At 49.8% G+C, this 14103-nt stretch carries 13 protein-coding genes and 1 tRNA gene; 4 read left to right on the top strand and 10 right to left on the bottom strand.

All coding sequences use genetic code 11. From position 1 onward, the window contains the following. Nucleotides 1-139: 139 nt before the first annotated feature. The 4 genes from IEX02_RS19445 to IEX02_RS19460 are packed head-to-tail and all read left to right on the top strand — an operon-like array spanning nt 140 to nt 3951. A complete protein-coding gene (locus tag IEX02_RS19445; protein ID WP_188699133.1) occupies nt 140-832 on the top strand; it encodes a YIP1 family protein in 693 nt (230 codons plus the stop codon). A 12-nt stretch (nt 833-844) separates the two neighbouring features. After that, a complete protein-coding gene (locus IEX02_RS19450; protein ID WP_188699134.1) occupies nt 845-2005 on the top strand; it encodes an efflux RND transporter periplasmic adaptor subunit in 1161 nt (386 codons plus the stop codon). Nucleotides 2006-2051: 46 nt separating this feature from the next. After that, nucleotides 2052-2720, top strand: coding sequence for an ABC transporter ATP-binding protein (locus tag IEX02_RS19455; protein ID WP_188699210.1), 669 nt, complete (start codon nt 2052-2054; stop codon nt 2718-2720). Then, on the top strand, nt 2713-3951 hold the full coding sequence (locus tag IEX02_RS19460) for an ABC transporter permease (RefSeq protein ID WP_188699135.1): 1239 nt from the start codon (nt 2713-2715) through the stop codon (nt 3949-3951). The genes IEX02_RS19455 and IEX02_RS19460 overlap by 8 nt, the downstream gene beginning before the upstream one ends. A 41-nt stretch (nt 3952-3992) precedes the next feature. Here the strand turns inward: IEX02_RS19460 and IEX02_RS19465 are convergent, their stop codons facing one another. The 10 genes from IEX02_RS19465 to folP all read right to left on the bottom strand — a co-directional run bounded on the left by IEX02_RS19465 (nt 3993) and on the right by folP (nt 14079). Then, on the bottom strand, nt 3993-4907 hold the full coding sequence (locus tag IEX02_RS19465) for a TlpA family protein disulfide reductase (protein ID WP_188699136.1): 915 nt from the start codon (nt 4905-4907) through the stop codon (nt 3993-3995). 87 nt (nt 4908-4994) lie between these two features. Beyond that, the gene (locus tag IEX02_RS19470; RefSeq protein WP_188699137.1) at nt 4995-6458 is read right to left on the bottom strand and encodes an SEL1-like repeat protein; all 1464 of its coding nucleotides are present in this window, start codon (nt 6456-6458) and stop codon (nt 4995-4997) included. A 7-nt stretch (nt 6459-6465) separates the two neighbouring features. After that, the gene (nlpI, locus tag IEX02_RS19475; RefSeq protein WP_188699138.1) at nt 6466-7368 is read right to left on the bottom strand and encodes a lipoprotein NlpI; all 903 of its coding nucleotides are present in this window, start codon (nt 7366-7368) and stop codon (nt 6466-6468) included. Between the two features lie 235 nt (nt 7369-7603). Beyond that, a complete protein-coding gene (gene pnp, locus IEX02_RS19480) occupies nt 7604-9730 on the bottom strand; it encodes a polyribonucleotide nucleotidyltransferase (protein ID WP_188699139.1) in 2127 nt (708 codons plus the stop codon). Nucleotides 9731-10008: 278 nt separating this feature from the next. Continuing rightward, a complete protein-coding gene (locus tag IEX02_RS19485; protein WP_188699211.1) occupies nt 10009-10392 on the bottom strand; it encodes an MmcQ/YjbR family DNA-binding protein in 384 nt (127 codons plus the stop codon). A gap of 172 nt (nt 10393-10564) precedes the next feature. After that, nucleotides 10565-10649, bottom strand: a tRNA-Leu gene (locus tag IEX02_RS19490). 19 nt (nt 10650-10668) lie between these two features. Then, nucleotides 10669-11007: a preprotein translocase subunit SecG gene (gene secG / locus IEX02_RS19495; protein WP_188699140.1), complete on the bottom strand. Its 339-nt coding sequence runs from the start codon at nt 11005-11007 to the stop codon at nt 10669-10671. 13 nt (nt 11008-11020) lie between these two features. Continuing rightward, nucleotides 11021-11767, bottom strand: coding sequence for a triose-phosphate isomerase (tpiA, locus tag IEX02_RS19500; RefSeq protein ID WP_188699141.1), 747 nt, complete (start codon nt 11765-11767; stop codon nt 11021-11023). Between the two features lie 92 nt (nt 11768-11859). After that, nucleotides 11860-13209 carry a phosphoglucosamine mutase gene (gene glmM / locus IEX02_RS19505; protein WP_188699142.1) on the bottom strand — a complete coding sequence of 450 codons (1350 nt, stop codon included), beginning with the start codon at nt 13207-13209 and terminating at the stop codon, nt 11860-11862. A 39-nt stretch (nt 13210-13248) separates the two neighbouring features. Beyond that, a complete protein-coding gene (folP, locus tag IEX02_RS19510) occupies nt 13249-14079 on the bottom strand; it encodes a dihydropteroate synthase (RefSeq protein ID WP_188699143.1) in 831 nt (276 codons plus the stop codon). Nucleotides 14080-14103 lie beyond the last annotated feature (24 nt).

Raw genomic sequence — 14103 nt, forward strand, 5'->3', positions numbered from 1 at the left:
TCAAAAAAATTTATAACGTTTTTGTTATAAATTTGCGTTGCTAGTGACTAGCATGTTGTGCTCGGTAAATTTGACACTCAGGTTTACCGATACACCTATCAGGAATTCGCCCAAAATAAGAAATCAAGGGAGACAATTTGTGGCAACACTTTCCAACGCGCTCGTTAATGTTTTTGTGGCCCCCAAAAGCCTATTCGATGATCTAAAAGAGGCCAAAGGCTGGGGATGGATAGCACTTTTCTTCTCCACCATCTTATATGCACTTGTCACATATTGGCTTTACAGCGGTATGAGTTCGGAATGGATTGTTGAGCAGCAAATCGCACAAATGGGCGATGTCAGCCCGGCGGAAGCCGATCAAGCACGCAGTTTTATGCAAGATAGCGCGCCTTATACTGCCCCCATTGCCGCAGTAAGCATTGTTCTGGCAACCCTGTTGATGAATGCCTTGTACTCGGGCTACCTGAAACTGGTCAGTCGTACCGATGAATTCAGCTACGGGGATTGGTACAGCTTTAGTCTGTGGGCCATGATGCCTATGTTCTTTAACGCACTGGGGCTGGCGCTGCTGATTTTACTGGCAGACAGCCCGGATGTACCTCTGAATTTTGCCAACTATGCATCCTTAAACCAATTATTGCTGAACTTACCCATAGACCATGCCCTATACAACTGGGCTGAAGCGTTCAACCTGTTTAGCTTATGGGGCATTGTGGTCGCGGCGGCAGGGTTGCAAAGCTGGGCCAAGATGAAGCCCATTACTGCCTATGTGCTGGCAGGATTACCCTTTATGACAATCATGGGGACCTGGCTGCTGATTGCACTTTTCTAATCGGGGATCGATATGAAAAAAATTCTCATCCTGGGTGCCATCATTTTGTGTGTGCTTGGTCTGGTTTCCTATAAACACCTCTCTGGAAATAAAGGCCAGGTTACCGTGGAAGCCGCGGCCGTTAGCCAAGGGGTACTGAGCGACACTATCCTGGCCTCGGGCAACCTGGTATTTAAGTCGCAAATTCAGATCCGCTCCGAAGTCACCGGCACAGTGCAAGATGTGTTAGTGGAAGAAGGCCAGCATGTGCAACAAGGCGAGGTGCTGATGCGCCTTGATCCCACCGCCTTTAACGCTGATGTGGAAAGCTATCAGGCTGCGGTGGATGCCAGGCGCATCGAAATTCAGCGTACCCGCGCGGTGGAAGACGACCTGCAGCGCCAGGTAAAACGTAATCGCAGTTTGCTTACGCAAAAGCTAGTGCAACAGGAGACAGTGGACGCCCTACAAAGCCAATTGGATATTGCCCGTATCAATACCCAGGCGGCGCAGGCGCAGTTGGAGCAAGCCCAGGCGGCCTTGATTCTGGCCAAAGACAGACTGCGTAAAACCTTGTTTGTCGCAGCCATGGACGGTTTACTGGCCTCGGTGGATATTAAAACCGGTGAAACGGTCATTGCCGGCACCACAAATATTGTCGGTTCCGACCTGATGGTACTGGCCGATCCCAGCGCCATTCTGGCTGAGCTCAGAGTGGATGAAGCTGATATTGCCCGCGTGGCTTTAGGGCAAAAGGCCGAGATTTTTGCCGCCGCTTTGCCTAAAACCCCCATTAGCGGCGAAGTGATTTCTATTGGTACCTCAGCCAAACGCCTGTCCAGTGGCGAAGGCCTGGCGTTTCGGGTTAAGGTGCTGCTTGCCCCCGGCGAGCATCAGCTATACCCAGGTATGAGTTGCCGTGCTGAGATCATCACGAACCAGGGCGACACCACCTTAAATGTGCCGGTAGCCGCTATCCAGGAAGAGCAAGGTAAATCTTTTGTTTGGCGTGTTGATGATAACAACAAACTGAACAAGGTCTGGGTCACCACAGGTATGGCCACCGATATTCAGCAAGCCGTGCTATCTGGCCTGCAGGATATGCATAAAGTGGTGGTGGGACCATCCAGGCTGTTCAGCCAACTAGAAGAAGGCCAAAGCGTACAACTTAAACAGGATGTAAATAGTGACTGATGATAAGCCGGTAATCCGTCTGAGCAATATCAGCAAACGCTATGAAATGGGTGGCGAGCTGTTTTATGCATTGCGGGACATCAGCCTGCAGATCACCCGCAACGATTATGTTGCCATTATCGGTCCTTCCGGCTCGGGAAAATCGACCCTGATGAATATTCTGGGCTGTTTGGATATTCCCAGCAGCGGTGAGTACCGACTGGATAATCAAGCGGTGGCCCGTATGAACGAAGCCCAGCTTGCACAAATCCGTAACCAAAGTGTCGGCTTTATCTTTCAGAGTTTTAATTTGTTGCCCCGCGCCTCGGTACTGGCCAATGTCATGCAGCCGCTAGTCTATCGTATGCTCCCCAGTGCCGAGCGAATAGACATGGCCAAGCAAGCACTAAAGCGGGTTGGCCTGGCTGATAAGCTTAGTCATTATCCCAATCAGCTATCCGGTGGTCAGCGCCAGCGGGTGGCGATTGCCCGGGCGCTAGTCACCAAACCGGCTATTTTGCTGGGTGATGAACCCACAGGCAACCTGGACAGCAAAACAACCCAGGACATTATGAAACTCTTTGATGAGCTGCACAGTGAGGGCCATACCATAGTGCTGGTTACCCATGAGCAAGAGATTGCCGATCATTGTAAACGGGTGATCCGTTTGGTTGATGGCCTGATAGCGGCGGATAAGCGAAACGATAAAACTCAGCCGGAGAAACTGCATGTTTAATGGACTACATGCCGCCATTGAAGGCACCCGTGCAGCGCTCGCTTCCATTCGCGCCCACGCTATGCGTAGCGCCTTAACCACCTTGGGTATAGTGATTGGTGTCGCAGCGGTGATCACTGTAGTCGCCATAATGGAAGGCCTGAGTTCAGGTATTGATTCACAGCTAGATGATCTTGGCAGTGACATGGTGACGTTACGCGCCATCACCTCTCAGGAACAAGAAATGTTGGGTTTTTCCAACAAGCTAAGTTACGAAGATTTCTTAGTGCTTAAAGCCAAGGTCAAGGACGTGGAAGATATGAGCGCCAGTATGCAGGCCTTTAGCTTTGGCAGTACAGTCAGCTATGGCCGGCAAACCGTTCAAACGCAGGTAATAGGCACCGACTCGGGCTATCAGAAAGTCATTAAAGTGTATCCCCAGCAGGGGCGGTTTATTCGTAGTACAGACGATGACAGGCGCCGCCGCGTGGTGTTTATTGGTGAGTCAACACGTAAAAAGCTTAAGCTGCCCGAAAACCCCATAGGCGAATTTATTAGTCTGTCCGGGGAGTGGTTTCGCATTATCGGCGTAGCAGAAGAGCGAGGTTCACTGTTCGGTTTTGACCAGGATAACTACATTATCGCGCCCTTCTCCACCATGGCATCGCTGGCAGGCAGCCGGGTGACCGAGAATATCGATATTATGTTCAGACCTGCAGCGGGGGCAAACCTGGATAGTATTCAGGCCCAAATCCGGCAAATTCTGCGTAAACGTCACCATCTTTCTGGCGATGATAAGGACGATTTTGAGTTTATCACCGCCAAGAAAACCAAGGAAAGCTTCGCGGCGATCACTAACTGGGTGACTCTGGTCGCCGGGGGCGTGGTGGGAATTAGCTTGTTGGTAGGGGGAATTGGCGTGATGAATATTATGCTGGTATCGGTCACCGAACGCACCCGCGAGATTGGTATCAATAAAGCCCTGGGCGCCACACCTAACTTTATTATGTTGCAGTTTCTGGTAGAGGCACTGGTGTTATCGCTGTTCGGCGGCATCATTGGTCTATTGCTTGGCTGGGGCTTGGCGGCCTTCCTCTCCATGCTAGTCCCCAGTATGCCGGCGGCACTCGTACCAGGGTGGGCCATTGCCCTGTCTTTTGGTTTTACCACAGCTATTGGGGTTATTTTCGGTCTGATGCCGGCCGTTAAAGCCGCCAATCTCAATCCCATCGACGCCCTGCGCTACGAATAAAAACAAGCTAAAACGCTGCACATGCGGCGTTTTAGCCATACTCAGAGTATTTTCTGCACCTGCTGCATAAGCCGGTCTGGGTTGGAAAATGTGTTCACTTTTAACACTTCCCGTCCCTCTTTGATTACTACCAGTGTGGGCAATTGGTTGATGCCATAACCTATAGCCGCATCCAGGCTGCTGTCGATGGCAAGAGGATGCGTAATGGCAAACTTTTCTCGGTATTCATCTACGTCGGTTTGTCCTGTCCAAAGCCGCGATAAAATCCCCAGACTTTTCACCTTGGGGTAGGCGTCGCTGAGTCTGTTGAAAAACTGTTGACCGGCAATACAGTTACGAGCTTGTTCGGGTCTTGAATCTTTTAAGTACCAATCACACCAGGTGGCCGAAAAGTACAGCAGTTGCGTCCCCTGCTCATTGAGATCTAAGGGTTGCTGTTTGCCATCTAGCAGACTGAGTTCTGGCAGTTCACTAGGCTGGCGAGCCGCTACCAATGCCAGGCGTTTATCCAACTGGGCGTCTGCTTCATGGCCCTTATGTACAATTCGCCCATCGCGATTAATCAGCACATGCCAAGGGGTCCCCATCAGCCCAAACGCCTGGGCTAACTCGCCTGAGTTATCCTGCAGTATTGGCATAGTGAGATTGAATTTCTCGATAACGTCGGTCAGTGCCTGGGGCGTTTCATTTACCCCAAGGTTAACGGAAATAAATTGAACTTTATCGCCATGTTGTTCAAATGCCTGCTGAAAATGGGGCATCTGCTGCATACAAGGAACACACCAGGTGGCCCAGAATTTGACATAAATTGGCGATTCACCCACCACCTTGGCATAAGACAGGGTTTCCCCTTTTACCCCGGTATAGGTTTTTCCCGTCAGCGCGTCTTCGTTTGCGTACAGCTTTCCTGCAAAGAGCAGCGGCAGAATCAGGGGAACATATTTGATACAGGCCATGGGTTTTCCTTTTAAAAAATACTCATGGCCAGTGTAGTTGGTTAAACCGCCCTGGAATTGTAAAAAACAGACATTCTTTGTTTAGTACTAAAAGGGGGTTAAAACGCTGTCGGGCGGCAAACTGTCCGCCAGGGATGGATACTGGTACTGGTTTGCCTTCTGCCGCCACTGCAAAGCGAGCTCAGCATTCCCTTGCGCTTCCCAGGCCTGGGAAAAATTAATAAAAGCCGGTAGCAGTTCGGTACGATTTTCCAAACGCTGCTTCCACAACGCCATATACAAAGGCGGGATGTACTGCTGATCGTGATATTCCATAAAGGTTAAGCGGTCGCTGCCTTTGTAGGCATGCATCTGGTGATTGTTACAGGTTCTGGCCTTGGCCATTGACCACTCCTCCCCTGTTTGCCGCCAGCCGTCGAGCTTTTCGGGCAGCTCTTCAGCCTCGTTGACGAAAACCAGGTTAGGTGCCTGACTATAAGGATGACAAACAAATTCAGCCATGTCCGATGACAACGGATATTCATCCACAAAACCGGCAAAATGCGCCAGCTCATGCACAAACACCGAGTAACTGTCGCCCTGATCCAGATACATGATGCCGTTGTGTACATTAGCTTTACCGCGCGGTGCCAGTACCATCAAATGGGAAAAGTTGTCGTCCAGAGGCAAACGCGACAACTGCCTGACGTCACAACCTAAACGTCGATGGCTTTGCCAGTTTTCATCACATTTCACCTGTTCAGGTTTTACCCAAATGGGTTCAAGCAGACATATAGGTAAAGACGCCAGCCTGTCATCTTTATCAAAAGACCGGCTCAGCTGTGCCATCTGCTGCATATTTTCCAACGACATCACCACAGGTTGTAACTGAATCACACATTGCTCTCGTGTGACAGCCAGCCCTTTACCTTGTCTTTGCCAATAACGGTTTATCCAGTTCAGGTAATCGCCGGCTACAGTGACGCCATTATCCCTGGCGTGGGTAAGCCAACCTTTAGCTTGTTTATACTTGCCAGTCCGCCATTCCAACTTAGCCAGCAGCAAGGCACTGTTCGCATCCCGTGGGGCAGCTTTTTCCAACCATACTTCGGCTTGCTCGGGCTGCTCTTCGATAAGCAACCATTGATACAAAGAAATGATCGCTGGTAGATAATCCTGCTCTGCGGCTAACTCCAACCAACGACGTTTATTGGCAGGGGACTTACTCAGCAAAGCCATTTCGTGCTGAGCCGCTGCCAGGCCCCCTAAGGCCGCCTTCCCCATCAAACGTGTGTGCGTTGCTTCATCGCTTTCATTTAATGCCAGGCGGTAATAAGAGCCCGCATCTCCAAGCTCAGCGGCTTGCTTAAGCCAATAGGGGCTCTGTGTCTGCTGTGCATAGGCGCTAAGCATATTGAGCGCCTGTTCAGAACCAAGGCTAACAGCACGGGACAACGATGCGGGATCTCGCTCACCTTGTGTAAGCAGCAACGGAATATATTGCTGCTGACTGGCCACCAACAAGCAGGCACCACCAACAGCGCTAATCAATAAACGCAAAGATTTCAACATACTCAGTTTATCGTACCGGTGCGTCTTCGAGGGTCTTCTCGCGCAGTAAATCTAATTCGAGCCTGGCGTAGCGATGTTCAACAAACTCGTAGACATTAGTGCTCAATGAAAGCTTAAAGTAGTTAGACGCAACACCTTTGTGGCCTTTAGCCATATGGTATTTACCCAGGTAGAAATAGGCTTCGCATAAGCGATTAGCCAGCTCTTGCTGACTGCGCACACCGGCGAGTAATCCAGACAATAACTGGCGCTCAGTTATGTCGCCAAGATACAGGTCAACCAATGCAATGGCCCAATTATCCTGTTTAAGCTTGGCGCGGCTTTCCCGCAGGGTTAGTTGCGCTTTGGCGGTGTCCACTGCGGACTCGGCAAGATAAGCCCATACTGCCCGGTAGGGGTCGCTTTCATCGCGATGGTAAAAGCGGTTCAAATCATCCACCGCAAGCTCCGGGCGACCGCCGTAATACAAGGCTATGCCGCGATTCAGAAAGGCAAAGTCGTGATCAGGATCGATGTCCAGTGTTGCATCAAAGGCTTCATAAGCCTGAATAAATTCCATATTTTGGGTGTGGTGGATACCCATGAAATTGTAAGCTTCGGCCATATCGGGACGCAGCTTCAACGCCATAGTGAAATCAAACTGTGCTAATCCATCTAAACCAACGCTGTCATATAACATCCCACGCTGATAGAGCAGATCGGCACGCTGCGTATTATCTAACTCCACCTGTGCCAAAATTTGGCTGTATCTGGCCAGGGCCATTTGGCTACGCATATTAGCTGGCATGGGCTCAACCAGAATAAGATTACCCATCTGACCATTGCCGGACTGCCCTTCCGGTACAGTACTACAAGCATTGCTACCGACTACGGCAACAAGCAAAAAAATAATTCTAGATAGTTTTGTCATCTGACCCGTTACATTCCTATCGAGGTATTCCTTACATCGGGAGCATCTGCCGGCTCCCCCTTCCCTCTCGCAGGCTGCCAGTTATACCTGTTCTGGCGACTGGCTTAAAGCCCCTTGCTGTATCAAATTATTGTTGTAGATATACCTAAAACCAAATTTTTGAGCATTTTTGCAAACAAAAATGGCACCGCTAAGGTGCCATTTTTTATCTTAATCAATCAGTTATGAAAGATTATTAGTCCTGTGGCTGTTCAGCCTGAGACTCAGCAGGGGCAGCTGGTTTTTCCAGCAGTTCCTTGATGCTCAGACGGATACGGTTCTGGCGATCGATTTCCATCACCTTCACATCTACCATCTGACCTTCGGTCAGGTAATCACTTACCTTGGCAACACGCTCGTGGGCAATCTGAGAAATGTGTACCAGACCTTCTTTACCTGGCAACACTTCAACAAAGGCACCAAAGTCTACACAGCGGGTTACTTTACCGTGGTAAGTTTTGCCTACTTCGACATCAGCAGTAATACCTTCGATCATATCGATAGCAATCTGTGCCTTGGCACGCTCGGTAGCGAAGATCTTGATAGTACCGTCATCTTCGATCTCGATATTGGTATCAGACTTCTCGGTGATAGAACGGATAACCGCACCACCTTTACCAATCACTTCACGGATCTTGTCTTGATCGATCTTGATAGTGTAGATGCGAGGCGCGAACTCAGACATCTCTTCACGGTGTGAATTAATGGCTTTGTCCATCACACCCAGAATATGCAAACGCGCTTCTTTGGCTTGTTTCAGAGCAATTTGCATGATTTCTTTGGTGATACCTTCGATCTTGATGTCCATCTGCAGCGCAGTCACACCTTCAGAAGTACCGGCGACTTTAAAGTCCATATCACCCAGGTGGTCTTCGTCACCCAAAATGTCAGACAGTACCACGAACTTGTCGTCACTTTTCACCAGACCCATGGCAATACCGGCAACAGAGGCCTTGATAGGTACGCCCGCATCCATCAGCGCCAGTGAGCTACCACATACAGAAGCCATAGAAGATGAACCGTTAGACTCTGTGATTTCAGACACCAAACGTACCACATACGGGAATTCTTCCTCTGATGGCATAACGGCCTGGATACCACGCTTAGCCAAACGACCGTGACCGATTTCACGGCGCTTAGGTGAACCCATCATGCCGGTTTCACCCACACAGTAAGGAGGGAAGTTATAATGCAGCATAAAGCGGCTGTCGGTTCGACCGCCTAGCTCATCAATCATCTGCGCATCACGCTCGGTACCCAACGTGGCAGCAACAATGGCCTGGGTTTCACCACGAGTGAACAAGGCGCTGCCGTGAACCCTAGGCAAAATACCGGTGGCAACATCCAGCGCACGAATCATCTGCGGGTCGCGGCCGTCGATACGAGGCTCGCCATTCAAAATACGTGAACGCACTACGTCACTTTCCAGATCGTGCAGTAGCTCTTTCAATTCTTTTGCGTCTTGCTCTGGGCTCTCTTCCAGAATCTGCGCTGCCACTTTATCAGTGACCGCGGTCACTGCATCTTTACGGGCCATCTTGTCAGAGATTTGGTAAGCAGCAGACATATCGGCTTCAGCCAGAGCTTTCACCTTGGCTTTCAGCTCAGTATTTTCCGCTTCTGGCTGCCAATCCCACTTAGGTGTATTCACTTCAGCGGCAAATTCATTCACAGCGTTAATAACGGCTTGCAGTTCGTCGTGACCGTACATCACGGCGCCCAGCATCACTTCCTCAGACAATACGCTGGCTTCGGATTCCACCATCAATACTGCGCTTTGCGTACCGGCAACCACCAGATCCAACTCGCTGTCAGCTTGCTCGGAAATACGCGTATTGAGGATATACTGACCATCTTTATAACCTACACGAGACGCACCGATAGGGCCATTAAATGGAATACCGGAGATAGCCAAGGCAGCAGAGGTACCGATCATTGAGATGATATCGGTAGGGATGTCTGGGTTGGCAGACATAACGGTAATAACAACCTGAACTTCGTTCTTGAAACCTTCTGGGAACAATGGACGAATCGGACGGTCAATCAGACGTGCAGTCAGGGTCTCATTTTCAGAGGGACGACCTTCGCGCTTGAAGAAACCACCAGGGATCTTACCGGCTGCATACGTCTTCTCTTGATAATTTACCGTCAACGGGAAGAAATCCTGATCGGGTTTCGCTTCTTTCTTACCTACAACAGTAACCAGTACCGCGGTATCGTCCATACTGGCCATAACGGCAGCAGTGGCCTGACGAGCAATAACACCGGTCTCTAGCGTGACCTGGTGCTGACCGTATTGGAAGGTTTTAGTAATTGGAGTCACTTAATTTTCCTTACATTAAGCCTGACGCCAAACAAAGTGACTGCGACTGGCAAGGAGTTTCCGCCGGGAAACCACTGACTTTGCCAATACAGCCCCTTGTCTCATGGCAGAGGCTTTTACATTGAATGTTCATATATTCGCTTTTTAACGCGGCGCATAGTATAGCGAGGAAGATTTGCCAATTCCATTAAACATTTATTTATCGAGGGGCCGCCATGCCTGCGATTCGAACAGCTCGACCTTAGCCTGACGGCAAGCGATGAGGAGCATTTATACAACTAGGCATCCAGCTTTAAGCTGTCGCCATACTTTGCCAGCAATCCCAGTCGGTCAGACTTACGTAACCCTTGCACTACCAGCGCATAAGAATGGTCAATCATGCGTTGCACTTCTCCTAGTGGAATGCTCCCATCCAGTTTGATGGTATTCCAATGCAATTTGTTCATGTGGTAACCAGGCAAGACTGCGGCAAACATATCACGCAGCATTAATGCTTGTTGGGGTTCACATTTTAGATTCATTCGCCCTTGTCCCTGCTCTAACGCCAGAGTAGCGAACATCTTGCCGCGAATCTTCATCACAGCCACATCCGGGCCAAAAGGGAAATCTTCGTTAGCGTCGGGTTTATCGAGTAAATAGCTGCGGGCTTGTTGGTAGTCCATCATCGTCTCCAGATGTCCGCCCTTAGCATCGCCGAGATAATGCCAAGAGGTAAAGTATTTATGAACCTAAGGCTTGCTAACGCCTGCTGGTGCAGCACGTAGACGCTATGAATGTTAACCAGAATAAGTAGCAGAAACGAAAAAACCCGGCAAAAAGCCGGGTTTCCAGTATTGGTGCGGATGGCGAGACTCGAACTCGCACGTCTTGCGACACCACCCCCTCAAGATGGCGTGTCTACCAATTCCACCACATCCGCGAAATATTGTCAGACCCTATTAGTTAGGCACGTCTGTTGGCTGAGTTTTCTCAACCGGTACATCGGTATCAGCAGGCTGAGTAACAGGTACTTCCAGATTATCCCACTCATCAACCTGTTTTTCTTTACCGGCTGTCATTGCCCCCAGAATCAAACTGATTGCAAAGAACAGCGTCGCCAGAATTGCAGTGGAACGGCTCAGGAAATTACCGGAACCAGAGGCACCAAATACAGTGTTAGATGCGCCGGCACCAAAAGATGCGCCCATATCGGCACCTTTACCACGCTGAATCAACACCAGCCCAATCAAGGCTAATGAAATCAGCAGATAAATCACCATCAATACTTCGTAAAGCATGCTTTACCTCAATTCAGTTTGCCGCTTGGCAAATTGCTAAAAAATCTTCGACTTTAAGACTGGCACCACCTATCAGGCCGCCGTCTACGTCGGGTTGCGCAAAAATCTGCGCTGCATTGGCGGCATTCACGCTGCCGCCATACAAAATTCTTATTTTCGCAGCCGCTTCCTGACAGGACTTGCCCAGATGGTTACGAATAAACGCATGAACTTCTTGCACTTGCTCAGGCGTTGCTGTGTTCCCGGTTCCTATAGCCCAAATAGGCTCATAGGCAACCACCACCTCTAACAGGTCTTGTTGACTAATAACCTGTGTGACGGCATCAAGTTGGGCGGCAACATAATCAAATACTTTGCCGCTTTGCCGTACTTCCAGCGGTTCACCAACGCAAACAATAGGCTGAAGGCCTGCCGTTAAGGCGACTTTCACCTTATCGGCGACAAGTTCATTTGACTCGAACTGTTCCGCTCTGCGTTCAGAATGTCCCAATATGACGTATTGGCAACCGACATCCTGCAGCATAGCAGCGGAAATTTCGCCAGTATGGGCACCGTTCGGATACACACTGAGGTTTTGAGCACCCAGCTTAATCTGTTGTGTATCGAAACCACTCAGTAGAGTAAATGGAGGGCATACAACCGTATCCATATTGTCCAACTGAGATTGTGCTAATGCATCCTGCATTGTTTTAACCAGAGACAGGTTACCGTTCATTTTCCAGTTACCTGCCACTATGGGCCGTCTAATCTTTGCAGCCATTGTGACTCCTGGCTCGCCTGGCGAGTCAATTCAAAGCGCGCGAGAGTGTAACCAACCGCAAAACAAGTTACAAGTGGCTCGCGCGTCAAATGTTACTGTGCGGTTACTTTTCGTACCGACTCTGCGATGGCTTCGGCCCACTTACTTGCTTGCTCGTCTTTAGTGGCTTCAACCATGACTCGAATAAGGGGTTCTGTGCCGCTTTTACGCAACAAGACACGTCCATCATCGCCCATATCCTGCTCGGCGGCCTGAACAGACGCTAACACATCAGGGTGCTCCAAAGGCGAAGAACTCCCTTCACTGTATCGCACATTAATTAGCGTTTGCGGGAATTTCTCCATACCGCGGCGAAGCTCATATAGGCTCATGCCGGCGCGTAACATAGAGGTCAGTACCTGCAGACCAGAAACAATCCCATCACCGGTAGAAGCAACGCCGAGATTTAGCACATGGCCAGAGCTCTCTCCACCGATATTCCAGCCTTTTTCCTGTAGCAGTTCCATAACGTGACGATCACCCACTTTACTGCGGGCAAACGGAATGGATAAACGGCTTAGTGCCACTTCCAGGCCCAGGTTACTCATTAAAGTACCGACGACACCGCCGCCGTTTAAACGGCCGGACTTAAGGGCATCTCTGGCAATGATGTAAACAATCTCGTCACCATCAACCACATTGCCTTTATGATCGACCATCATAATGCGGTCGCCATCACCATCCAGGGCAAATCCCAGGTCGGCTTTTTCGGCCAGAACCCGCTCGGTAATAGCCTGCATTGACGTTGCGCCGACATCGTCATTGATGTTCAGGCCATTAGGAGTGGTGCCAATTTCAACCACGTCAGCGCCCAGTTCCCTGAGTACGTTAGGCGCAATGTGGTAAGTCGCACCATGCGCACAATCCACCACAATTTTCATGCCGGTTAATGACAGATCTGACGGGAAGGTTCCCTTGCAAAATTCGATATATCGGCCCGCCGCATCACTGATACGGGCAGCTTTACCTAACTTATCCGGCGCAGCACAGACCATAGGTTGTTCAAGCATTGCTTCAATTGCCTGCTCAATATCATCATCCAGCTTAAAGCCATCGGCTGAGAAAAACTTAATGCCGTTGTCGTAATAAGGATTGTGTGAGGCACTAATGACAATACCGGCTTCCGAACGAAAGGTTTTCGTTAGATAAGCAATGGCCGGTGTGGGCATAGGACCCAGCAATCCAATATTGATACCCGCTGCCGATAAACCGGCCTCTAAGGCTGACTCAAGCATATAACCAGAAATACGGGTATCCTTCCCGATCAACACCTTATTGGTTCCTCGACCGGCCAGCACTTTTCCTGCAGCCCACCCTAGCTTGGTCACAAACTCGGGGTTAATAGCGCTCTCGCCAACCTTTCCGCGGATACCATCGGTACCGAAATACTTTCTTTGACTCATAGTGTTCCTTGTATGACTTCGCCGGATATCATCCGATCTTTATATAGCTTCTGGAGCAAGTACTGCCATTGTAACTTTTAACGCATCGACTGTCTGTTTAACATCATGCACACGAATAATCTGCGCCCCTTTGAGGGCTGCAATTGTTGCGCAAGCCAAGCTGCCTGCCAAGCGTTCTTCAACCGCCCGACCAAGGAGATTTCCCAGCATGGACTTTCGCGACATCCCCACCAAGAGCGGCAGCCCCATATGGTGGAAACGTTCCATTCCCTGCAACAGCTGATAATTATGCTGCAAAGTTTTTCCAAAACCAAAGCCTGGGTCGAGCAAAATACGTTCTCGCTCTATGCCGGTGTCGATACAGGCCTGAACTCGATCATCCAAAAAGGCAAATATGTCTGCAAACAAGTCTTGATATTGAGGTTCATGTTGCATGGTTCGGGGTTGCCCTTGCATGTGCATTAAACACACCGCCGCCCCACTTTGCTTAGCCACACTCAAGGCGCCAGGTTCTTGCAGGGCCCGCACATCATTGATCAATCCAGCACCGGCGCGGCAGGCTTCCAACATGACTTCAGGTTTACTGGTATCCACTGAAATCACAGTATCAAACCGGCTGGCAATCGCTTCCACAACCGGCACCACCCGAGAAATTTCATCCTCTACCGAAACGTCTGCGGCGCCCGGGCGAGTAGATTCTCCACCGACATCGATAAAGGTAGCGCCGTCAGCCAACATGCTTTCTACCTGATATAGAGCTGCGTCCGGTTTATTAAAACGCCCACCATCAGAAAATGAATCCGGGGTAACATTGAGGATCCCCATGACCTTTGGACTGGATAGATCCACTGTCTTATTGGCAAATTTCATTGAATGATTCTTCTCAAGAAAAAG

Source organism: Bowmanella pacifica, from assembly GCF_014645355.1.
GTDB classification, from domain to species: Bacteria; Pseudomonadota; Gammaproteobacteria; order Enterobacterales; family Alteromonadaceae; genus Bowmanella; species Bowmanella pacifica.

Excerpts from the sequence above, each read along its gene's own strand:
- IEX02_RS19460 (WP_188699135.1), top strand. The coding sequence starts at position 2,713 with ATGTTTAATGGACTACATGCCGCCATTGAAGGCACCCGTGCAGCGCTC.
- IEX02_RS19465 (WP_188699136.1), bottom strand. The coding sequence starts at position 4,907 with ATGGCCTGTATCAAATATGTTCCCCTGATTCTGCCGCTGCTCTTTGCA.
- IEX02_RS19455 (WP_188699210.1), top strand. The coding sequence starts at position 2,052 with ATGGGTGGCGAGCTGTTTTATGCATTGCGGGACATCAGCCTGCAGATC.
- IEX02_RS19450 (WP_188699134.1), top strand. The coding sequence starts at position 845 with ATGAAAAAAATTCTCATCCTGGGTGCCATCATTTTGTGTGTGCTTGGT.
- IEX02_RS19470 (WP_188699137.1), bottom strand. The coding sequence starts at position 6,458 with ATGTTGAAATCTTTGCGTTTATTGATTAGCGCTGTTGGTGGTGCCTGC.
- secG (WP_188699140.1), bottom strand. The coding sequence starts at position 11,007 with ATGCTTTACGAAGTATTGATGGTGATTTATCTGCTGATTTCATTAGCC.
- glmM (WP_188699142.1), bottom strand. The coding sequence starts at position 13,209 with ATGAGTCAAAGAAAGTATTTCGGTACCGATGGTATCCGCGGAAAGGTT.
- IEX02_RS19485 (WP_188699211.1), bottom strand. The coding sequence starts at position 10,392 with ATGGACTACCAACAAGCCCGCAGCTATTTACTCGATAAACCCGACGCT.
- nlpI (WP_188699138.1), bottom strand. The coding sequence starts at position 7,368 with ATGACAAAACTATCTAGAATTATTTTTTTGCTTGTTGCCGTAGTCGGT.
- folP (WP_188699143.1), bottom strand. The coding sequence starts at position 14,079 with ATGAAATTTGCCAATAAGACAGTGGATCTATCCAGTCCAAAGGTCATG.
- tpiA (WP_188699141.1), bottom strand. The coding sequence starts at position 11,767 with ATGGCTGCAAAGATTAGACGGCCCATAGTGGCAGGTAACTGGAAAATG.